Source organism: Solimonas sp. K1W22B-7 (assembly GCF_003428335.1).
Classification (GTDB): Bacteria; Pseudomonadota; Gammaproteobacteria; order Nevskiales; family Nevskiaceae; genus Solimonas_A.
On sequence record NZ_CP031704.1, the window covers coordinates 2,185,330 to 2,205,954 of the forward strand.

Here is a 20,625-nt window from a genome sequence, read left to right on the forward strand (position 1 = left end):
CTCTGGAGTTTCGTGGAACACCAGCAGTCTAACGGGGAGCGAACGGAGCGCGTCACCTGTTCGCGTCACCTGTCAAAGGGGCAAGCCACCCGGTATCGACTCCGCCGCCCGCGCTTCCACCTCGTAGCGGTTGTCCCAGTAGGCGCGTCCGCCGGCGCGCCAGGCGCGCCATGAGGCCCAGAGATAGAGGAAGGGAAACAGCAGGCCCCAGCGCTCGTACTGCCGCACATGGGCCAGTTCGTGGGCCAGGGTGCGTTCCAGCGTGGCGGCGTCGCGCGCCAGCACCAGGTGGCCGATCGTGATCGCTCCGATCCAGCTGCGCGCCAGCAGCCAGCCGGTCAGGCCGCCGCAGGCGAACAGGGCGCCGGTGTCGCCCAGCCGGCGCCATTGCAAGCTGCCGCCCGCCAGCGCCGGCAGGGCCAGCAGCAGGCCGGCCAGGGACCAGGGCAGGGGCCAGGCCAGCCGCAACAGGCGGCCGATGGGGCTCATGCCGCCGCGCGGCGCAGCAGCACGTAGACCGCGCCGGTGCCGCCGTCCACCTGGCGCGCCGAGCAGAACGCCAGCACGTCGCGGCGCTTGCGCAGCCAGCCGTCGAGCAGGGACTTGATCACCGGCCCGGAATTGGGCGAGCCGTTGCCCTTGCCATGGATGATGCGCACGCAGCGCAGGTCCTGGTCCTGGCAATACGCCAGGAACTCGGTGACGGCCGCGCGCGCCCGGTCGCGGTTGAGGCCGTGCAGGTCCAGTTCCTTCTCCAGCCGGTACTGGCCGCGGCGCAGCTTGCGGTAGACGCTGTCCTGGATGCCGTCGGCCCGGTAGGAGAGGGTGTCGCCGCTCTCGAACAGCTCGGAGGGCTCCTCCAGCAGTTCCCGCATGACCTCACGGTCGTCGGCCTCGCGCTGGCGCGGCCGGGTGGACAGGCGCTGGCCGCCCAGCGTGACGTGCTCGCTGGGGGCCTTGGGACGCACGTCCCGTACCGCCTCGCGGAACAGCGCGCTGTCGTCTTCGTCGGGGGCTGGCTTCGCCATGAAAAATCCTTGTCGCGGGAACATCATAGCGCCCCAAACCGGTAAACTAGCGCCAGCTCATTCCGTAAGCATGAAAATCCTGCTCTCCAACGACGACGGCTGCATGGCGCCAGGCCTTCGCTGCCTGCACGAACACCTGCGCAAGCATCACGAGGTCACCGTGGTGGCGCCCGACCGCAACCGCAGCGGCGCCAGCAACTCGCTGACCCTGCTCAACCCGATCCGTGCGCAATGCCACCCGGACGGCGTCTACTGCGTCGACGGCACGCCCACCGACAGCGTCCACCTGGCGCTGACCGGCCTGCTGGAGACCAAGCCCGACATGGTGGTTTCCGGCATCAACGCCGGCGCCAACCTGGGCGACGACACGCTGTATTCCGGTACCGTCGCCGCCGCCATGGAAGGCCGCCACCTGGGCTATTCGGCGATCGCCGTGTCCTGCGTGTCGCATAGCCCGAAGCACTACGAGACCGCGGCGCGGGTGACCCTGCGCCTGGTCGAGCGGCTGGCGGAAGACCCGCTGCCTGGCGACACCATCCTCAACGTCAACGTGCCGGACATCCCCTGGGAGCAGCTGCAGGGCTTCGAGGTGACGCGCCTGGGCAACCGCCATCGCGCCGAGGCCGTGACCAGGGCCGCCGACCCGCGCGGCCGGACGATCTACTGGATCGGCGCCGCCGGTGGCGAGGCCGACTGCGGCCCCGGCACCGACTTCTACGCCGTGGCGCGGAACCGCGCCTCGATCACGCCGATCCTGGTGGACCTGACGCGACACAACCTGCTGGACCGGCTCGGACAATGGGCAAGCCGCCTTTGAGATACGACCTGCGCAACAGGACGCCGGCGCAGGCCCGCGCCGCTGCAACCGCGACCGCGCCAGCGGTGCCGGCGCCACGCTCGCGCCTGCTCGACGAACTGCGCCGCCTCGGCATCACCGACGAGAAGGTGCTGGCGGCGATGGCCAAGGTGCCGCGCCATGAGTTCGTGGCCGAGGCGCTGAAGACCCGCGCCTACGACAACGACGCGCTGCCGATCGGCCATGCCCAGACCATCTCGCAGCCCTACATCGTGGCGCTGATGACGCAGCTGCTGCTGCAGGGCAAGCGGCTGAAGCGCGTGCTGGAGATCGGTACCGGCAGCGGCTTCCAGACCGCCGTGCTGGCCGACCTGGTCGACCTGGTGTTCACGGTGGAGCGCATCAAGCCGCTGTCCGAAGTGGCGCGCAAGCGCCTCACCGAGCTGGGCTGCCGCAACGTGCACTTCGGCTATGCCGACGGCATGCAGGGCTGGCTGCCGCATTCACCCTACGACGGCATCCTGGTCACCGCCGGCGCCGAGAGCGTGCCGCCGGCACTGCTGGCCCAGCTCGACAAGGGTGGCCGCCTGGTGATCCCGGTGGGGCCGCAGGGCCGGCAGGTGCTGCGCGTGATCGACCGCCGCATCACCGGCTCCTTCAAGGAGCAGGACGTGACGCCGGTGAGCTTCGTGCCGCTGCTGGCGGGCAAGGCCTGATGGAGGCCTTCGGCCTGTGGCTCAGCGGCATCCTGGCCCACATGGGCTATGCCGAGATCGTGTTCCTGATGGCGCTGGAGTCGAGCCTGTTCCCGGTGCCCTCGGAGCTGGTGATGATCCCGGCCGGGTATCTCGCCGCCAAGGGTCAGCTCAACCCCTTCCTGGCGGTGGCCGCCGGTGGCCTGGGCTCGATCATCGGCGCCAGCGCCAACTATGCGCTGGGGCGCTATGCCGGCCGTGCCTTCCTGCTGCGTTATGGCCGCTACTTCCTGATCAACGAGCGCAAGTATCATGAGGCCGAAGCGCTGTTCCTGAAGAACGCCAACCTGGCCACGTTCGTTGGACGCCTGCTGCCCGTGATCCGTCACCTGATATCGCTGCCCGCCGGCGTATTCGGCATGCGCCTGCTGCCGTTCGTGCTCATTACCGGCCTGGGTGCCACGCTGTGGTGCGCGGTGCTGGTGGCGGCCGGCTACTTCTTCGGCGAGCCGGCGATCCAGGCGATCACCGAGTACACGCACGAGGTCGGTCTGGTGGCGGTGCTGCTGACGGCGGCTTTCGGCCTGTGGTTCCTGCTGCGCCGCCGGCCGGGTGGGGCGGCATGAAGACCCTGCCGCGTTCCCTGGCCCTGGCGCTCTGCGCCACCCTGCTCGCCGGCTGTGCCGGACTGGGTTCCTGGGAACAGGGCGAGCGCAAGGTCTACAACGGCAAGACCAAGGCGGTCGCCGAGGCGCCGGCCCGGCCGGAGCGCCCGGTGGGCGCCGACGACCACCTGGTGCAGCGCGGCGACACGGTCTACGCCATCGCCTTCCGCAACAATCTGGATTTCCGCGAGCTGGCGCGCTGGAACGGCATCGGCTCCGACTACCTGATCCGCCCGGGCCAGGTGCTGCGCCTGAAGGCTCCCCCGGCACCGCCGCCGGCGCGCTACAGCGAGGGTGACGTCGAGACCACGGCGGCGCCCGAGGCCGACGTCGCGCCGATCAAGTCCGAGCCGATCACCGCCGCCACCCCGCCGCCGCCGCTGGAGCCACCCGGCGCCGTGGTGGTGGATACCGTCGGCTTCCAGTGGACCTGGCCGACCAACGGCACGGTTTCGCGCGGCTACGAGCCGGCGCAGGGCAACAAGGGCCTGGATTTCACCGGCAAGGTCGGCCAGCCGGTGTTCGCCGCCGCCCCGGGGCGGGTGGTCTACAGCGGCAACGCCCTGAAGGGCTACGGCGAGCTGATCATCATCAAGCACGACGAGGTCCACCTGTCGGCCTACGGCTACAACCGCCAGCGTCACGTCAAGGAAGGCGACGTGGTGACCACCGGCCAGCCGATCGGCGAAATGGGCTCGGGGCCGGAGAACAAGCCCCTGCTGCATTTCGAGATCCGCGAGCGCGGCAAGCCGGTCAACCCGGTCGGTTTCCTGCCCGCCAAGGGCAAGCCGGCCGCCAAGTCCGGCTGAAAACGCGCCGGAACGTCCGGTAAACCCGCTGTACGGGCGGTTTGCAGGGGCTTCTGTGCATTGAACATCCGGCCCGGCGACTTGATAATACGCGCCCTTTTTCCCCCTAACTGACGGAACTCCCTGCGAAATCCGTCATGAAGGTACCTTCGTGAAGAATGAATTTCCCCGCATCCAGCGACTCCCTCCCTACGTCTTCAACGTCATTGGCGAACTGAAGAAGGGTGCCCGAGCTCGCGGCGAGGACGTCATCGACTTCTCGATGGGCAACCCCGACCAGGCCACGCCCAAGCACATCGTCGACAAGCTGGTTGAGGTGGTGCAGCGCGAAGACCCGGCGGTGTTCCGCTATTCCGTGTCCAAGGGCATCCCGCGCCTGCGCCGAGCGATCACGCGCTGGTACAAGACCCGCTTCGACGTGGACCTGGATCCCGAGACCGAGGCCGTCGCCACGATCGGCTCCAAGGAAGGCCTGGCGCACCTGATGCTCGCCACGCTGGACCGCGGCGACGTGGTGATGGTGCCGAACCCGGCTTACCCGATTCACCCGTATGGCGCGGTCATCGCGGGTGCCGACGTGCGCCACGTGCGCCTGACGCCGGGCACCGATTTCTTCGCCGAGCTGGAGAAGGCGATCAAGGAATGCTGGCCGCGGCCCAAGTTCCTGATCCTGAACTTCCCCGGCAACCCGACCGCCGAGTGCGTCGAGCTCGACTTCTTCGAGCGCGTCGTGGCCATGGCCAAGGAATACGACTTCTGGGTGATCCACGACATCGCCTACGCCGACATCGTGTTCGACGGCTGGAAAGCGCCGTCGTTCCTGCAGGTGCCGGGTGCCAAGGACGTGGGCGTGGAGTTCTTCACGCTGTCCAAGAGCTACAACATGCCGGGCTGGCGCACCGGCTTCATGTGCGGCAACAAGGAGCTGTGCACCGCCCTGTCGCGCATGAAGAGCTACCTGGACTACGGCACCTTCACGCCGATGCAGGTCGCCTCCATCGCCGCGCTGGAAGGCCCGCAGGACTGCGTGCATGAAATCGCGCAGATGTACCAGGAGCGCCGCGACGTGATGTGCGAGGGTCTGCACGCGGCCGGCTGGAGCGTCACCATTCCCAAGGCCAGCATGTTCATCTGGGCCAAGATTCCCGAGCCCTTCGCCAAGCTCGGCAGCCTGGAGTTCGCCAAGCTGATGATGAACGAGGCCAAGGTTGCCGTGTCGCCGGGCATCGGCTTCGGCGAGTACGGCGACGACCATGTGCGCTTCGCACTGATCGAGAACGAGCACCGTACGCGCCAGGCCATGCGTGGTATCAAGAAAATGTTGAAGGAAGCGAAGGTATGAAGCCTGTCCGGGTTGGCCTGATTGGTCTTGGCACTGTAGGCCAGGGCGTCATCAAGGTCCTGCGTGAGAACGCCGAGGAAATCAGCCGCCGTGTCGGTCGCCCGGTGATCGTCACGCATGCCAGCGCCCGCGACCTGTCGCGCGAGCGCGGCGTGGACCTGTCGGGCATCCAGGTCACCACCGATTCGATGAGCATCGCCCGCGATGCCGACGTCGACGTGGTGGCCGAACTGATCGGTGGCCACTCGCCGGCGGCCGAGCTGATCCTGGCCGCGATTGCGCGCGGCAAGTCCGTGGTCACCGCCAACAAGGCGCTGATCGCGCAGGACGGCAACCGCATCTTCGAGGCGGCCCGCGCCGCCAACGTCGTCGTGGCCTTCGAGGCCGCGGTGGCGGGTGGCATCCCGATCATCAAGGCGATCCGCGAGGGCCTGGCCGGCAACCGCATCGAGAGCGTCGCCGGCATCATCAACGGCACCTGCAACTACATCCTCACGCAGATGACCGAGAAGGGCGAAGACTTCGCCGACGCCCTGGCCGCCGCGCAGAAGCTCGGCTATGCCGAGGCCGACCCGACCTTCGACATCGAGGGCGTCGACGCCGCGCACAAGCTGACGATCCTGGCTTCGATCGCCTTCGGCATTCCGCTGTCGTTCTCCTCGGTGGCCACCGAGGGCATCACCCGCGTCACCTCGCAGGACATCGCCAACGCACGCCAGCTGGGCTACCGCATCAAGCTGCTCGGCATCGCCAAGCGCAGCGAGGGCGGGGTGGAGCTGCGCGTGCAGCCCACCTTCATTCCCGAGGACAAGCTGCTGGCCAAGGTCGACGGCGTGCTGAACTCGGTGCTGGTCAAGGGCAATGCGGTCGGCCAGGTCGGCTTCTATGGCCGCGGCGCCGGCAGCGAGGCCACCGCCTCGTCGGTGGTCGCCGACATCGTCGACATCGCCCGTGCCCTGACCATGGACGCGCGCTACGCCGTGCCGGCGCTGGCCTTCCAGCCCGACGCGGTCAAGCCGCTGCCGATCGTGCCGGAAGCCGAGACCGAGTCCGCCAACTACCTGAGCCTGCGTGTCGCCGACGAGCCGGGCGTGCTGTCCAAGCTCACCGCGATCCTGGCCGCCCACGACATCAGCGTGGAAGCGATCATCCAGCGCGAGCCGCACGACGGCGAGGATGCCAAGGTGGCGCTGATCACCTCGGTGGTGTCGGAACAGCGCCTCGCCACCGCGATGGCGGAGATGCAGACCCTGCCGTTCGTGCGCGAGGGTGTGGCGCGCTTCCGTGTCGAGAAGTTCGACTGACCATCAGTCCGCAAATGAACGCAAATGAACGCGAATGTAAGACTGCATTTGCGTTGATTCGCGTTCATTTGCGGACTGCATGAGCTTTTGCTGCAAGTGCCCCCGATGAAGTTGGATCCAGTGACGCTGGCAGGCCGGCATGTGCGCCTGGAGCCGCTGGGCCTGCAGCACATCGACGCGCTGGCCGAGGCCGGCACCGATCCGGCGATCTGGACCTGGTACCCGCAGTCCGCCCAGGGCCCCGAGCGCACGCGTGCCTGGGTGCAGCAGGCGCTGGACTGGCAGGCCAACGGCCTGGTGCTGCCCTTCGCGCAGATCGACGCCGCCAGCGGCCGGGTCATCGGCAGTACCCGCTTTGCCGCGATCGAGGCCGCGCACCGCCGTGCCGAGATCGGCTGGACCTGGCTGACCCCGGCGTTCCAGCGCACCGCGGTCAACACCGAGTCCAAGTACCTGATGCTGCGCCATGCCTTCGAGACCCTGGGCCTGATTCGGGTCGAGTTCAAGACCGACTCCGGCAACCAGGCCTCGCGCCGCGCCCTGGCGCGTATCGGCGCCACCGAGGAAGGCATCTTCCGCAACCACATGATCATGGAGAGTGGCCGCCTGCGGCACTCGGTGTACTTCAGCATCATCGACAGCGACTGGCCGGCGGTGAAAGCCGGCCTGGAACGCAAACTGGCGTAAAATCCACCCTTTCTGCACCCCTAGAGAATCCGACGTGACCCGCTATACCGGCCTGATCGACCAATACCGCTCCCGCCTGCCGTTTGCCCCGGAGGTCCGTGCGATCTCGCTGGGCGAGGGCCGCACGCCGCTGATCCGCCTGGAGAACATCCCCGGCCTGGTCGGCTTCGAGGGTGAAATCTACGTCAAGTTCGAGGGCCTGAACCCGACCGGCTCCTTCAAGGACCGCGGCATGACCGCGGCCGTGACCCAGGCCGTGCACGAGGGCTCGCGCGCCATCATCTGCGCCTCCACCGGCAATACCTCGGCCGCCGCCGCCGCTTTCGCTTCGCGCGCCGGCATCACCGCCTTCGTGCTGATCCCGGAAGGCAAGATCGCGCTGGGCAAGCTGGCCCAGGCCGTGGTCCATGGTGCCGTGGTGGTGCAGATCCAGGGCAACTTCGACGACGGCATGCGCCTGGTCAAGGAAGTGGCCCAGACCGCGCCGGTCACCATCGTCAACTCGATCAACCCGTTCCGCCTGCAGGGCCAGAAGACCGCCGCTTTCGAGATCGTCGAGGCCCTGGGCCGCGCGCCGGACTACCACTGCCTGCCGGTCGGCAACGCCGGCAACATCACCGCGCACTGGATCGGTTATTCCGAGGTGTCCGGCTTCAACACCGCCGCCAACACCCTGCCGCCGGAACTGCGCAAGTACAGCACCGATGCGCTGGTGTCGAACCGTCCGAAGATGGTCGGCTTCCAGGCTGCCGGCTCTGCGCCCTTCATGCGCGGCGCGCCGGTGAAGGACCCGGAGACCGTCGCCACCGCGATCCGCATCGGCGATCCGCAGTCCTGGAGCCAGGCCTGGGTCGTGCAGAAGGAGTCGGGCGGCTGGTTCGACGAGTGCACGGACGAAGAGATCCTGAAGACGCAGCGCTTCCTGGCCGAGAAGGAAGGCGTGTTCTGCGAGCCGGCCTCCGCCGCCTCGCTCTGCGGCGCGCTGCGCGACATCAAGGCCGGCAAGATCGACCAGGGCAGCACCGTGGTCTGCACGCTGACCGGCAACGGCCTGAAGGACCCGGACATCATCGTCAAGGGTGGCCTGCAGGGCCTGATCCAGGTGCCGGCGGATCGCTCGGCAGTCGAGAAGGCGTTGCTGGATCGCTTGAGCTGAGAATACGAATAAACCTACTGCACGACCCGATCTTGCATCTGCGTTGCTCGCCGTACTTCTGTACGGCTGTGCGCCGCAGCCGCAACCTCGGGCCGCTCGCTACGGTTTCTTCGCATTCTCAAAGACCTGTTGTTGTGGACTAACAGAGGGCCTGTTCCCGTGACCCTGCTGATCCGCTCCCGTCCCACCGCCGAATCCGGCGGCTTCCCCGACTCGCTGCACCCGGTGCTGCGCCGCATCTACGCGGCGCGCGGCGTCGAGGCGGCGCAGCTGTCGCTGGAACTCAAGCACCTGCTGCCGCCGGCCGGCCTGCGCGGCATCGGGGCGGCGGCGGAACTGCTGGCCGATGCGATCGAGGCGGGCGAGGGCATCGTCATCGCCGGTGACTACGACGCCGACGGCGCCACCGGCACCGCGCTGGGCGTGCTGGGCCTGCGCGCGCTGGGTGCAGCGGAAGTCTTCTACGTGGTGCCCGACCGCTTCCGCATGGGCTACGGCCTGTCGCCGGAGCTGGCGGAAATGGCGGCCGCGACCGGCGCCGGCGTGCTGGTGACGGTGGACAATGGCATTGCCAGCCTCGCCGGCGTGAGCCATGCGCAGGAACTGGGCATGAGCGTGGTGGTCACCGACCATCACCTGCCGGGCCCCGAACTGCCCTTGGCCGATGCCATCGTCAATCCCAACCAGCCGGGCTGTACGTTCGCCTCAAAGGCGATGGCCGGCGTCGGCGTGATGTTCTACCTGCTGCTGGCCCTGCGCGCCGAGCTGCGCGGCCGCGGCGCCTTCGAGGGCGGCACCGAGCCCAACCTGTCGGAGTGGCTGGACCTGGTCGCGCTCGGCACCGTCGCCGACCTTGCGCGCCTGGACTACAACAACCGCATCCTGGTGGAGAACGGCCTGCGCCGCATCCGCGCTGGGCGTGCGCGGCCGGGCCTGCTGGCGCTGCTGAAGCTGGCGGGGCGCGAGAGCAACCGCGTCGGTTCCATCGACCTCGGCTTCGCCCTGGGCCCGCGCATCAACGCCGCCGGCCGCCTCGACGACATCCGCACCGGCATCGACTGCCTGCTGGCGGAGACCGAGGAAGAGGCGCAGGCGCTGGCCGCGCAGCTCGACCGCTTCAACCGCGAGCGCCGCGAACTGCAGACCCAGATGAACGAAGAAGCGCTGGTGCTGAGTGAGGACAGCACTGCGGTCGGCGTGGTGCTGTTCGACGAGGACTGGCACGAGGGCATCGTTGGCCTGGTTGCTTCCAAGATCAAGGAGCGCCGCCACCGGCCCGCCATCGCCTTTGCGCGCGCGCAGGAAGCCGGCGTGCTGAAGGGCTCCGCGCGTTCCATCGACGGTCTGCACGTGCGCGACGCGCTGGCGGCGATCGACGCGCGTCACCCCGGCCTGATCGGCCGCTTCGGCGGCCACGCCATGGCCGCGGGCCTGAGCCTGCCGGAAGCGAACCTCACGGCGTTCTCCGACGCCTTCGATGCGATCTGCCGCGAGTGGCTCAGCGAGGCGCAGCTGCAGCGCGTGCTGGAGACCGACGGCGAGCTGCATGCCGAAGACCTGCAGATCGACACCGCGCGCCTGCTGGAACACGCTGGCCCCTGGGGCCAGGGCTTCCCGGAGCCGATGTTCGAGGGGCGCTTCGAGGTACTGGACGCGCGCCTGATCGGCGCCGAGGGCCAGCACGCCAAGTACCGCCTGCGCAGCGCCGCCGGCGGCGCGCCGCTGACCGCGGTGGACTTCCACGGCGGCGAGCGCCTGCAGTCACCGCGCGGCAAGCTGCAGGCGGTGTTCACGCTGGCGGTGAACCGCTGGCAGGGCGCGGAGTCGCTGGATCTGCGGATCGAACATCTGCAGGCGGTTTGAGCGACGGTCTGCAGGGTGCGTACCCTGCGAAGCTATTTCGCCGCCGCCAGTTTGGCGATCGCCTCCGCGTATTTCCCAGCTTCGAAACTCGGCAGCGAGCAGCGGCCGTTGCCGCAGACATAGCCGGCAGCACGCGGGAACTTGGGGTACTCCACGTCGGCGTTCGCCAGCGGCCCTTCCTTGCGGTCCCACCACTCCAGCCGCCGGTAGCCGCCGGGCGTGCGCAGCGCGATGTCGTAGAGGCCGCGTGCCGCGGCATCGCCCTTGCCGCCGACCACCACCAGGTGCAGCGGATCGCGGCCCAGTTCCTCGTCGGCGAGCAGGATGCCGGCTTCCTCGAAGGCGTCTTCCACCACGCGCTCACTGGCGAGGTAACGCATCGCGTGATGCGCGGCCTCGCCATGCGCCTTGCGGCCGCCGTAGTGGCGCAGCAGGTTGAAGTGGCGTACCAGCGAGATGTTCTCCGCCAGGTCCGGCAGCGGTGCCAGCGGTGAGCGCCCGGCTTTCGCGGTGAGGTAGCCGGCGGGCTTCGCCTGGAACGCACGGATGATGGCATCGGAGGCCGCCACCGATTGCTGCAGCCAGCGACGCTCGCCGGTGACGCGGTACAGCGCCAGGAAGGCGCGCGCCGGCGCCAGGCAATCGCCGAGGTAGCGCTGGCCGTCGTCGCGCTGGCCGTGGCGGAAACAGCCATCGCGCCCGCGCCGTTCGCGCAGCAGCCAGTCGCCGGCTGCGATCGCGGCCTGCAGCGCAGCCGCATCGCCGGAGACCTCGTACAGCGTCGCCAGTGCCTCGGCCGCCTGGCCGGTGGCGTCGGCGTAGAGCGAACGGTCGATGCGCGGCAGGCCGCGCGCGCGCCGTCCGGCGTCGTCCAGGGCGTAGTAGTCGTGGGCCTTCTCGCCGGGTACCAGGTCGGCGTCCTGGCTGACGTAGAAGCCGCCGCCGGGATCGCGCAGGAAGCCCAGCAGGTAGTCGCGCATCGCCTGCGCCGCGTGCAGGTCCGCGGGGCGCTGCAGCCGCGCCCAGGCCAAGGCATAGATGCGCAGCACGCCGGCCTGCGTGCGCATGATCTTTTCGTAGTGGGGGTGCTGCCAGTCGCTGCCGGTGGAGTACTGGTAGGCCCCGCCCCAGACCGGATCGATCAGCGCCTGGGCCGCATCCAGTGTCTGTTCGGCCTTGCGCCGTTCGGCTGGATCGTCGGCATGCGCCAGCGCGTACTCGACGCTGTCGCGGTCGATGAACTTCTGCGCCGTCGCCAGGCCGCCGAATCGGGTGTCGTAGGAAAGCTCATGGCGTTGCAGCAGCCGCGCACGGGCCTCCGCTGTCAGCGAGGGCTGGGCGGCCGCGGCGACCGCCACGCCGCCGAGCGACTCGGGGCTGGGGTCGCGCTCGATGGCTTCGAGCAGGCGCAGGAAATCCTGCGGTGCGATGTAGCCGGCGCGCTTGACGATCTCGCTGCCGTCCGGCGCCAGGAAGATCAGCGCGGGCCAGCCGTAGTCGCGGTAGCGGTTGGCCAGCAGCGGGTTGGCATCATGGTCGACCTTCAGCGCCACGTAGTGCCGCGCCAGGGCCCGGCGCACCGCGGGATCGGCCAGCGTCTGCTCCTGCATCACGTGGCACCAGTGGCACCAGCGTGCTTCCAGGTAGAGGAACACCGGGCGCTGGCTGCGTCGTGCCTCGGCAAAGGCCTGGGCGGGATCGCTGAGCCAGCGGGGCTCCGCCGGTGCGGCGGCCAGGGCCTGCAGCGGCAGCAGCAGGGCCAGCAGGAGAGTCGGCAGGAAGCGGGGCATGGCGGCGGACCGGTGAGGCGTTACCCCACCATACGCGCCGCGGCGGCCGCGGAATGCGGCGCGGGTCTCAGCTCGAGGCGAACACCAGCGGCACCGCGCGCGACAGCGCGTTGCCCTGCAGGTAGTCGGCGCCGACACGGCGCCACAGGTCGGCCAGGCGCGGATCGTCGAGGTTGTGCACAATCAGGCGGCGTTCCAGCGCACGCGCCAGGCGCAGCGTGGACTCCGCCAGGGCCTGCTCCGCCGGGTCGCTGGCGGCGGCAGGGTAGAGCGTGGCGTCCACGCGCAGGAACTCGGCCGGCAGGCTGCGCAGCAGGGCCAGCTCGCCGGCGCCGCGGGCACTGAAGCCGTCGATCGCCAGGCGGCAGCCCATGGAACGCAGCGTGCTGGCAAAGCCCGCCGCCGACTGCGGATGGGCCAGCAGCGCTTTCTGGTCGGCCATGAAGCAGATGCGGTCCGGCGTCACGGCGTTGCTCTGGCCCAGCAGCTCGATCACGCTGTCGATGAAGCGCGGGTCGATCAGGGACACGCCGGACAGCGGGATGAACAGCAGCGACAGTTCGCCCAGCATGTCCGCTTGCCGCGCCAGCTGCCCGAGGATGCGCTGCACGGTCCAGCGGTCCAGCTCTCCGGCGAGGCGCTGGCGCTCGGCGGCCGGCATGAAGCCCGGGGCCGGCGTCCAGAAGCCTTCCTCGTCCTCCAGCGCCAGCTGCAGTTCCAGCATCTGGCCGCGCCGCGGCTGTGCCGCCTGCAGGCCCTGCGTGGTCAGGTGCAGCAGCCCCTGTTCCAGGCCGTTGCGGATGCGCCTTGCCCAGATCGCGTCGTCGGACGGCGCGCGGTGGCGGCTCATGCTGTCGTCGTAGACCTTGATGCTGTTGCGGCCGGCGCGCTTGGCGGCGCCGCAGGCTTCCTCGGCGCGGCGCAGCACTTCCTGCGCGCCCTCGGAGCCGCCGTTGAACTCGGTGATGCCGATGCTCAGCGTCAGGTTGTACTGCCGCGCTTCCCAGGCGAAGCGGGTGGAGGCCACCGTGCGGCGCAGGGCCTCCGCAAAGGTGCGGGCGCGATCGGCGCTGGAGTTGCCCAGCACGATCGTGAAGCGGTCGGCGCCGATGCGGAACAGCTCGCCGGCACTGCCGGTGAGGTTGACCAGCAGCTCCGCCAGGCGGCTCAGCACGGCATCGCCGGCGGCGAGGCTGCCGCTGTCGGAAACGCGCGAGAACTGATCCAGGTCCAGCCACAGCATGGCGTGGCTGCGCGGCGCCAGCTTGGCGGCGTCGACCAGTTCGCGCACCCGCTGCTCGCAGGCGCCGCGCAGGGGCAGGCCGGTCAGCGGGTCCTTGAGCCCGGCGACACGCACCGACTCGGTGGCCGGCAAGCCTGCGGCGGCGGCCGCGGCGGTCACCGCGCTGCGCTCGCGCAGCACGACCACGGCGCCGGCGATGCGGTTGCTGCGCGTGCGGATCGGCGTGGCCGTGGCCAGTACCGGCCGCTCGGGGCCGCCGCGCGGCACGATGACGAGATTGTCGCCCTGTTCGATGCGCGTGCCGCGTTCCATCGCGGTGCGCGCGAGATCCGCCGTGGTGTCGCCGCCACTCTCGCTGCCGGAGTGGCGGGTCACGCAGACGTCCGCGAAGGCCTGGCCGCGCGCGGTCTTCAGCGCATGGCCGGTGAGGCGTTCGGCCGCCGGGTTCATGTCCTCGACACGGCCGTTCTCGTCGGTGCTGATCACCGCCTCGTCCAGCGCCTGCAGCGCCAGGGAGTGACGCTCCAGCTGGCGCGTGCCCTGTTCCTGCAGCTTGCGGCGCTCGCTGGTCTCGGTGGCCAGCTGCGAGTTGATGCTGATGTTGCGGTCGGTGACGTCGCGCAACTGGCGCACGCGCTCGTTGTGCCAATGGGCGAACAGGCCGAGCTCGTTGGCCGCCCTGTCGTTGCCGAGCAGGCCCAGGCTGTCGTTGGTGCCGGAGGTCTCCGACATGCGTTCCACCATGCGTCCCAGCGGGCCCAGCACCAGCACGCCGAAGCCGAAGTAGAGCAGGGCGAGCAGGAGCGCCAGCGCGCCGGCGGTGACCAGCAGCGTGCGCAGGAACAGGATATCGACGCCGGCGAAACCCTCGCTGGCCGAGGTCACGCGCAGCAGTCGCCAGCCGGGGTAGCCGAGTTCGAAGGCGGAGACATAGCTGCGGCCGCCGATCACCGGGTCGCTGTCCAGCAGCACGAAGCCGGGCTTGGACTCCCACAGCGGGCGGTCCTTGCCGCCCATCCACAGGGCCAGCAGCGTGGTCTGGGCTTCCTCCGCGGACAGTTCGCGGGTATCGGCCTTGAGTTTCCTGGCGGCGCCGGCCAGCGGCGATTTCTGGAACTCCGCCAGCAGCTCCTCGTTGCGCTGGTGCAGTGCCAGCGCCAGCGGGTTGTAGGCGCCGAACTGCTGGGCCAGGCCGGCGAGGTTGAGCAGCTTGTCCTGCGGCAGCTTGCCGGCCAGGGCCGGCGAGGCGGCGAGGATGTTGCTGTCGGTGTCGAGCAGCAGCGAGTAGCCATGTTCGCCGCCGGTGCGCGCAGCGAAGGTCTCCAGCAGCCTGGTGACCGGCAGCGCCACGGTGACCACGCCGCTGAAGCGTCCGTCCCTGTCGAAGGGCAGGCTGCAGATCAGGGTTGCCGCCTTGGACAGGGGGTCGCGTACGCTCAGGCTCCAGCTGCAGCGCGGGTCCTTGAGTTCGCGCGCCGGCGTGTACCAGCGCTCATGCCAGTAGGGCACCACGCGCGCGTCGTTGTAGTCCTCGCGCGGCTGCAGGCGGCCGTCGCTGCCGCGCATCCACAGCAGGCTGGCGCGTTCCACGCCGGGGCGCAGGGTGTTGGGTTCGGGCCAGATGCCGACCGCGGCGTACAGCGGATTGTCGGCAACCAATGCCGGGACCAGGCTGCGCAGATGGTCGGGCGAGGCATGCGGCAGCAGCGCGGCGATGCTGCGCGCGCTGTCCTCGGCGGAACGCGCCAGCTGGTCCATCTGCAATGCCAGGCGGCGGCCGCTTTCCTGCTCGTAGCGGAAGGTCTCGCCGGCGAGATCGTCGCGTACCAGGAACTTGCCGGCGATCGCGGCAGCCGCCAGCGCCAGCAGGAACAGCACCACCAGCGTCGCGGCGAGCTTGAACTGCAGCGTTTCGTGCCAGCGCAGGACTGGCAGCGATGCGGCTTGTGGGGTGGGGGCCTGTGCATTCATCGGCAAAGGTCATGATTACACAGGGAACAGCGCGGCCGCAGCCCCCTGTTGTAGAGCAGGTATCCCTGCCGGCCCGTGCTGCGACGAACGGTCGGGACGAACGGTCGCCGCGCGCCGGCTTCAGCCGAACAGCCGGACCACCTTGTGCAGTGCAGCAACCAGCTGGTCGATGTCGTCCTGGCCGTTGTACGCCGCCAGCGAGGCGCGGGCGGTGGCGGGCAGGCCGTAGCGCTCCATCAGCGGCATCGTGCAGTGGTGGCCGGTGCGGATCGCCACGCCCTCCTGGTCCAGAATGCTGCCGATGTCGTGCGGGTGCGCACCGTCCATCACGAAGGACAGGATGCCGCCCTTGTTGCGCGCGGTGCCGATCAGGCGCAGGCCCGGCACGGCGGCCACCCGCGGCGTGGCGTACTCCAGCAGCGCGTGCTCGTGGGCGGCGATCGCTTCCAGGCCGACCGACTCGATCCAGTCCAGCGCCGCGGCAAAGCCGATGGCGCCGGCCATGTCCGGGGTGCCGGCCTCGAACTTGTAGGGCACGTCGTTCCAGGTGCTGCCGTCGAAGGACACGGTGCGGATCATGTCGCCGCCGCCATGCCAGGGCGGCATCGCTTCCAGGTGCTCGCGCTTCGCCACCAGCGCGCCGAAGCCGGTGGGGCCGTAGGCCTTGTGCGCCGAGCAGACGTAGAAGTCCGCGCCCAGGGCAGTCCAGTCCACCGGCACGTGGGCGATGGCCTGGGCACCATCCACCAGCACCGGGATGCCGCGGGCCTTGGCCTCGCGGATCATCTCGGCCACCGGGTTGATCGTGCCCAGCGAGTTGGAAACGTGCACCACCGAGATCAGCTTCGTGCGTGGGCCGATCAGCTTCAGCCACTCCTCGAAGACCAGCTCGCCGGCGTCGTTCACCGGCGCAGCCACGGTCTTCGCGCCCGCCAGCTGCCAGGGCACGATGTTGGAATGGTGCTCCATGCCGGTCAGCAGCACCTCGTCGCCCGGCTGGATGCGCGGCGCCAGGAAGCTGCGCGCCACCAGGTTGATCGCTTCCGAAGTGCCGCGGGTGAAGACCACCTGCTCCCGCGGCGCATTGAACCAGCGCGCGATGCGGTCGCGCGCGCCCTCGTAGAGGCCGGTGGCGCGTTCCGCCAACTCGTGTACCGCGCGGTGCACGTTGGCGTTGGAGGTACGGTAGTAGCTGTCCATCGCGCGCAGCACGCTTTCCGGCTTCTGCGTGGTGGCGGCGTTGTCGAGATAGGCGAGGCGCTTGCCGCGCACCTGCTCGCGCAGGATCGGGAAGTCGGCGCGCACGCGCGCCAGGTCGAAAGCCCCGGCGTCGCTCACTGCAGGGCCTCCAGCTGCGCCGTGTCCGGCAGCTGGCGCAGCAGGCGCTTGGTGATGCGGCTGCGCACGTCGTCCAGGCGGATGTGCTGCAGGATCTCGTGGGCAAAGGTCCAGGTCAGCAGGGCGCGGGCGGTGGCCTCCGGCAGGCCGCGCGAGCGCAGGTAGAACAGCGCCTCGTCGTCGAGCTGGCCGAAGGTGGCGCCATGCGCGCACTTCACGTCATCGGCGTAGATCTCGAGTTCCGGCTTGGCATTGATCTCGGCGCCGGGCGACAGGATCAGGTTGGCGATGCGCTGCTCGGAGTCGGTCTTCTGCGCGTCCTTGTGGACGCGGATCATGCCGTTGAACACGCCGCGCGCCTTGTCGCGGGCGATGCCGCGGTACTGCTCGCGGCTGCTGCAATGCGGCGCGCGATGCTCGATGCGCGTGTGGTTGTCGACGTGACCGTTGCCGGCCGGCGCATACAGGCCATGCATGTGGATCGACGCGCCGGGCTCGGCGAGATCCACGTTGAGATCGTGGCGCGACAGGCGGCCGCCGAGGTCGATCGTCACCACGTCGGCGCAGGCGTCGCGTGCCAGGTGCAGGTTGATGCGCGTCAGGCGGTGCGCGTCGGCACCGGCGTCGTTGACGCGGATCAGGTGCAGGCGTGCACCGGCGTCGAGCCTGATGTCGGCGAAGATCGTCTGGAACACCGCCTCGCCGGAGGTGTTGAGGATCAGCGTCGCCTCGCTGCCGCGCTCCAGGTGCAGGCGGTGGCGCTGGTGGGCGCGGTCGGCCGGGCGGATCGGTGCTTCGAGCTGCGTGTTGGCGGCGATGCGCTGTTCGCTGGCGCCGCCGGCGAAGGCGGCGTTGAGCGCGTCCAGCGCGTCGCTGAAACCGGCGCCGGCAGCGCCGGCTTCAGCCTCGGGGTTCAGCGCGCTCTCGGACAGTGCCGCGAACGGCGCCAGGTCGGTGTACTTCCACTCTTCGAGATCGGTGGAGGGCAGGCCGCCGGCAAGAAAGGCGTCCAGTGCCTTGCGCCGCGCGTCGGTGCGCGCCGGCGCGGGCAGCGCCTCGAAGGCGCGGCGGAAAGTGTCGAGGTCGAGCATCTCAGGCAGCCTGCTGGATCCAGCCGTAGCCCTTTTCTTCCAGCTCCAGCGCCAGCTCCGGGCCGCCGGACTTGACGATGCGGCCACCGGCCAGCACGTGCACGTAGTCGGGCTTCACGTAGTCCAGCAGGCGCTGGTAATGCGTCACCAGCAGCACCGAGCGTTCCTTGGAGCGCATCAGGTTGATGCCGTCGGCCACCACCTTCAGCGCGTCGATGTCCAGGCCCGAGTCGGTCTCGTCCAGCACCATCAGCCGGGGTTCCAGCACCAGCATCTGCAGGATCTCGTTGCGCTTCTTCTCGCCGCCCGAGAAACCCTCGTTGACGCCGCGCGACAGCATCGCCGGGTTCATCTGCATCTGCTTGACGCGATGCTTGACCCAGGCCAGGAAGTCGGCGGCATCCAGCTCCTTCTCGCCGCGCACCTTGCGCTGCGCGTTGAGCGCTGCCTTGAGGAACACCATGTTCGACACGCCGGGGATTTCCACCGGGTACTGGAAGCCCAGGAAGATGCCCTTGGCTGCGCGCTCCTCCGGGGACAGCTCCAGCAGGTCGGCACCGTCGAACGTCACCGAGCCTTTGGTGACGGTGTAGTCCTCGTGGCCGGCGAGCAGTTTCGACAGCGTCGACTTGCCCGAGCCGTTGGGCCCCATGATCGCGTGCACCTCGCCCGCGCCGATGCGCAGGTCGATGCCGAGGAGGATGTCTTTGCCGTCGATGCGGGCGTTCAGGTTCTTGATTTCAAGCATGGCGTTTATGGCTCGAACCTAGCGGTTCTGGCTGAGCGTGGGTTTTTAGCCCACGGATCCTTCAAGGGAAACGGAAAGCAGCTTCTGGGCTTCGACGGCGAATTCCATGGGCAGCTCCTTGAACACGTCCTTGCAGAAGCCGTTGACGATCATCGACACGGCGTCCTCCTCGGCGATGCCGCGCGAGCGCGCATAGAACAGCTGGTCTTCGCCGATCTTCGAGGTGGTGGCCTCGTGCTCCAGGATCGCGCTGGGATTGCGGATCTCGGTGTACGGAAAAGTGTGCGCGCCGCACTTGTCGCCGATCAGCAGCGAGTCGCACTGCGTGTAGTTGCGCGCACCCTCGGCACCGGGGAGGATGCGCACCAGGCCGCGATAGGCCTGCTGGCCGTGGCCGGCGGCAATGCCCTTGGACACGATCGTGCTCTTGGTGCGCTTGCCGATGTGGATCATCTTGGTGCCGGTGTCGGCCTGCTGGCGATGATGCGTCAGCGCCACCGAGTAGAACTCGCCGACCGAATCGTCGCCGCGCAGGATGCAGCTCGGGTACTTCCAGGTGATGGCCGAACCGGTCTCCACCTGGGTCCAGCTGATCTTGGCTCGCGCTCCGCGGCAGTCGCCGCGCTTGGTGACGAAGTTGTAGATGCCGCCGACGCCGTTCTCGTCGCCCGGGTACCAGTTCTGCACCGTGGAATACTTGATCTGCGCGTCGTCCAGCGCCACCAGTTCCACCACCGCCGCATGCAGCTGATTCTCGTCGCGCTGCGGCGCGGTGCAGCCTTCCAGATAGGAAACGTGGCTGCGTTCCTCGGCGATGATCAGCGTGCGCTCGAACTGGCCGGTGTTGCGCTCGTTGATGCGGAAGTAGGTGGACAGCTCCATCGGGCAGCGCACGCCCTTGGGGATGAACACGAAGGAACCGTCGGTGAAGACCGCCGAGTTCAGCGCCGCGTAGAAGTTGTCGGCGAAAGGCACCACGGTGCCCAGGTACTTGCGCACCAGCTCCGGGTGCTCGCGCACCGCCTCGGAGATCGAGCAGAAGATCACGCCGGCCTCGGCCAGCTTCTTGCGGAAGGTGGTGCCCACCGAAACCGAGTCGAACACCACGTCCACCGCCACCTGCGGCTGCACGCCGGCCAGCATCTCCTGCTCGCGCAGCGGGATGCCCAGCTTCTTGTAGGTCTCCAGCAGCTTCGGGTCGACCTCGTCCAGCGACTTCGGCGCGTCCTTCATGGACTTGGGCGCCGAGTAGTAGGAGATCGCCTGGTAGTCGATCTGCGGGTAATGCACGTGCGCCCAGGTCGGCTGCGTCATCTTCAGCCAGCGGCGGTAGGCCTTGAGGCGGAATTCCAGCAGCCACTCGGGCTCCTGCTTGCGCGCCGAGATGGCGTGCACCACGTCTTCGTTCAGGCCCGGCGGAATCGTCTCGGAATCGACGTCGGTGATGAAACCGGCCGAGTAGGTCCGGTTGCGGACCAGGGCCTGGATGTCTTCGGTATTGGTGGACATGTTCAGCGTGCCGTTGATGCGGCGGAAATGAACTGGATCGGCATCTCGGCGCGGCGTTGCGGCGCGGCGAGCTGGTCCAGGGTGACGGCCTCCAGGGCCTCGCGGATCGCGGTATTGATCAGGCGCCAGCCGTGGCGGGTGCCGCACTGCGACTCCAGGCCGCAGCTGCCTTCGTGGATCGAGCACTCCGTGACCCCGATGGGGCCTTCCAGCGCCCGGATCACGTCCGCCACCGACACCTGGCCCGGCGCCCGCACCAGCCGGTAGCCGCCATGGGCCCCGCGGGTGGATTCGAGCAGCCCACCACGAGTCAATGTTTTCAACAGCTTGGCGACGGTTGGAGCAGGGATATGGCTGCGTTCGGCCAGTTCCATGCCGGTATGCACGCGCGCCGGCTCGGCGGCGACGAGCGTCATCACCACCGTGGCGTAGTCGGCCAGCTTGCTGAGCTTGAGCATAGAAAGAAGACCAAAAGAGTCCTGATTGCGGATATGTTACTGCTGCGACGCAGCAGGGACAAGCTTTTGGGGGGTCTGCCGTAGCTCTGACGCACGCTGGAGTCCGGTCAGGTTCTTGGTTGGTGATTGACG

18 protein-coding genes are annotated in these 20,625 nt (G+C 68.9%); 9 read left to right on the forward strand and 9 right to left on the reverse strand.

What is annotated here, in order from left to right; translation table 11 throughout:
- Positions 1–72: 72 nt before the first annotated feature.
- The gene (locus D0B54_RS10030; protein ID WP_117291195.1) at positions 73–489 is read right to left on the reverse strand and encodes a hypothetical protein; all 417 of its coding nucleotides are present in this window, start codon (positions 487–489) and stop codon (positions 73–75) included.
- The gene (locus tag D0B54_RS10035) at positions 486–1,028 is read right to left on the reverse strand and encodes a Smr/MutS family protein (protein WP_117291196.1); all 543 of its coding nucleotides are present in this window, start codon (positions 1,026–1,028) and stop codon (positions 486–488) included. Before D0B54_RS10035 ends, D0B54_RS10030 begins: the two co-directional genes overlap by 4 nt.
- Positions 1,029–1,098: 70 nt before the next feature.
- On the opposite strand from D0B54_RS10035, the gene surE reads away from it, so the two are divergent.
- The 9 genes from surE to recJ all read left to right on the forward strand — a co-directional run bounded on the left by surE (position 1,099) and on the right by recJ (position 10,345).
- Positions 1,099–1,845: a 5'/3'-nucleotidase SurE gene (surE, locus tag D0B54_RS10040; protein ID WP_117291197.1), complete on the forward strand. Its 747-nt coding sequence runs from the start codon at positions 1,099–1,101 to the stop codon at positions 1,843–1,845.
- Complete coding sequence (locus tag D0B54_RS10045; RefSeq protein WP_117291198.1) at positions 1,827–2,540, forward strand: protein-L-isoaspartate(D-aspartate) O-methyltransferase; 714 nt, start codon at positions 1,827–1,829, stop codon at positions 2,538–2,540. Before surE ends, D0B54_RS10045 begins: the two co-directional genes overlap by 19 nt.
- Complete coding sequence (locus tag D0B54_RS10050; RefSeq protein WP_117291199.1) at positions 2,540–3,145, forward strand: DedA family protein; 606 nt, start codon at positions 2,540–2,542, stop codon at positions 3,143–3,145. Before D0B54_RS10045 ends, D0B54_RS10050 begins: the two co-directional genes overlap by 1 nt.
- Positions 3,142–3,993, forward strand: coding sequence for a peptidoglycan DD-metalloendopeptidase family protein (locus D0B54_RS10055; protein WP_117291200.1), 852 nt, complete (start codon positions 3,142–3,144; stop codon positions 3,991–3,993). Before D0B54_RS10050 ends, D0B54_RS10055 begins: the two co-directional genes overlap by 4 nt.
- A gap of 151 nt (positions 3,994–4,144) precedes the next feature.
- Positions 4,145–5,335, forward strand: a complete 1,191-nt coding sequence (gene alaC, locus D0B54_RS10060) for an alanine transaminase (protein WP_117291201.1) — start codon at positions 4,145–4,147, stop codon at positions 5,333–5,335.
- On the forward strand, positions 5,332–6,639 hold the full coding sequence (locus tag D0B54_RS10065) for a homoserine dehydrogenase (protein WP_117291202.1): 1,308 nt from the start codon (positions 5,332–5,334) through the stop codon (positions 6,637–6,639). Before alaC ends, D0B54_RS10065 begins: the two co-directional genes overlap by 4 nt.
- Positions 6,640–6,744: 105 nt before the next feature.
- Positions 6,745–7,326, forward strand: a complete 582-nt coding sequence (locus D0B54_RS10070; protein ID WP_117291203.1) for a GNAT family N-acetyltransferase — start codon at positions 6,745–6,747, stop codon at positions 7,324–7,326.
- A gap of 34 nt (positions 7,327–7,360) precedes the next feature.
- The gene (gene thrC, locus D0B54_RS10075; protein ID WP_117291204.1) at positions 7,361–8,482 is read left to right on the forward strand and encodes a threonine synthase; all 1,122 of its coding nucleotides are present in this window, start codon (positions 7,361–7,363) and stop codon (positions 8,480–8,482) included.
- 165 nt (positions 8,483–8,647) lie between these two features.
- Positions 8,648–10,345 carry a single-stranded-DNA-specific exonuclease RecJ gene (recJ, locus tag D0B54_RS10080; protein ID WP_441347436.1) on the forward strand — a complete coding sequence of 566 codons (1,698 nt, stop codon included), beginning with the start codon at positions 8,648–8,650 and terminating at the stop codon, positions 10,343–10,345.
- A gap of 32 nt (positions 10,346–10,377) precedes the next feature.
- Here recJ and D0B54_RS10085 read toward each other — a convergent pair whose 3' ends face one another.
- The 7 genes from D0B54_RS10085 to D0B54_RS10115 all read right to left on the reverse strand — a co-directional run bounded on the left by D0B54_RS10085 (position 10,378) and on the right by D0B54_RS10115 (position 20,493).
- Positions 10,378–12,135, reverse strand: coding sequence for a DUF255 domain-containing protein (locus D0B54_RS10085; protein ID WP_117291205.1), 1,758 nt, complete (start codon positions 12,133–12,135; stop codon positions 10,378–10,380).
- Positions 12,136–12,202: 67 nt separating this feature from the next.
- Positions 12,203–15,349, reverse strand: a complete 3,147-nt coding sequence (locus D0B54_RS10090; RefSeq protein WP_117291206.1) for an EAL domain-containing protein — start codon at positions 15,347–15,349, stop codon at positions 12,203–12,205.
- Positions 15,350–15,469: 120 nt separating this feature from the next.
- Entirely contained in the window at positions 15,470–16,687 is a 1,218-nt protein-coding gene (locus tag D0B54_RS10095) for an aminotransferase class V-fold PLP-dependent enzyme (protein ID WP_117291207.1), read from the reverse strand.
- On the reverse strand, positions 16,684–17,778 hold the full coding sequence (gene sufD / locus D0B54_RS10100) for a Fe-S cluster assembly protein SufD (RefSeq protein WP_117291208.1): 1,095 nt from the start codon (positions 17,776–17,778) through the stop codon (positions 16,684–16,686). Before sufD ends, D0B54_RS10095 begins: the two co-directional genes overlap by 4 nt.
- 1 nt (position 17,779) lies before the next feature.
- Positions 17,780–18,526 (reverse strand): Fe-S cluster assembly ATPase SufC, encoded by a 747-nt coding sequence (sufC, locus tag D0B54_RS10105; protein WP_117291209.1) that lies wholly within the window; start codon positions 18,524–18,526, stop codon positions 17,780–17,782.
- A 45-nt stretch (positions 18,527–18,571) separates the two neighbouring features.
- On the reverse strand, positions 18,572–20,035 hold the full coding sequence (gene sufB / locus D0B54_RS10110) for a Fe-S cluster assembly protein SufB (protein ID WP_117291210.1): 1,464 nt from the start codon (positions 20,033–20,035) through the stop codon (positions 18,572–18,574).
- Positions 20,036–20,037: 2 nt separating this feature from the next.
- Complete coding sequence (locus tag D0B54_RS10115; protein WP_117291211.1) at positions 20,038–20,493, reverse strand: SUF system Fe-S cluster assembly regulator; 456 nt, start codon at positions 20,491–20,493, stop codon at positions 20,038–20,040.
- Positions 20,494–20,625: the final 132 nt, after the last annotated feature.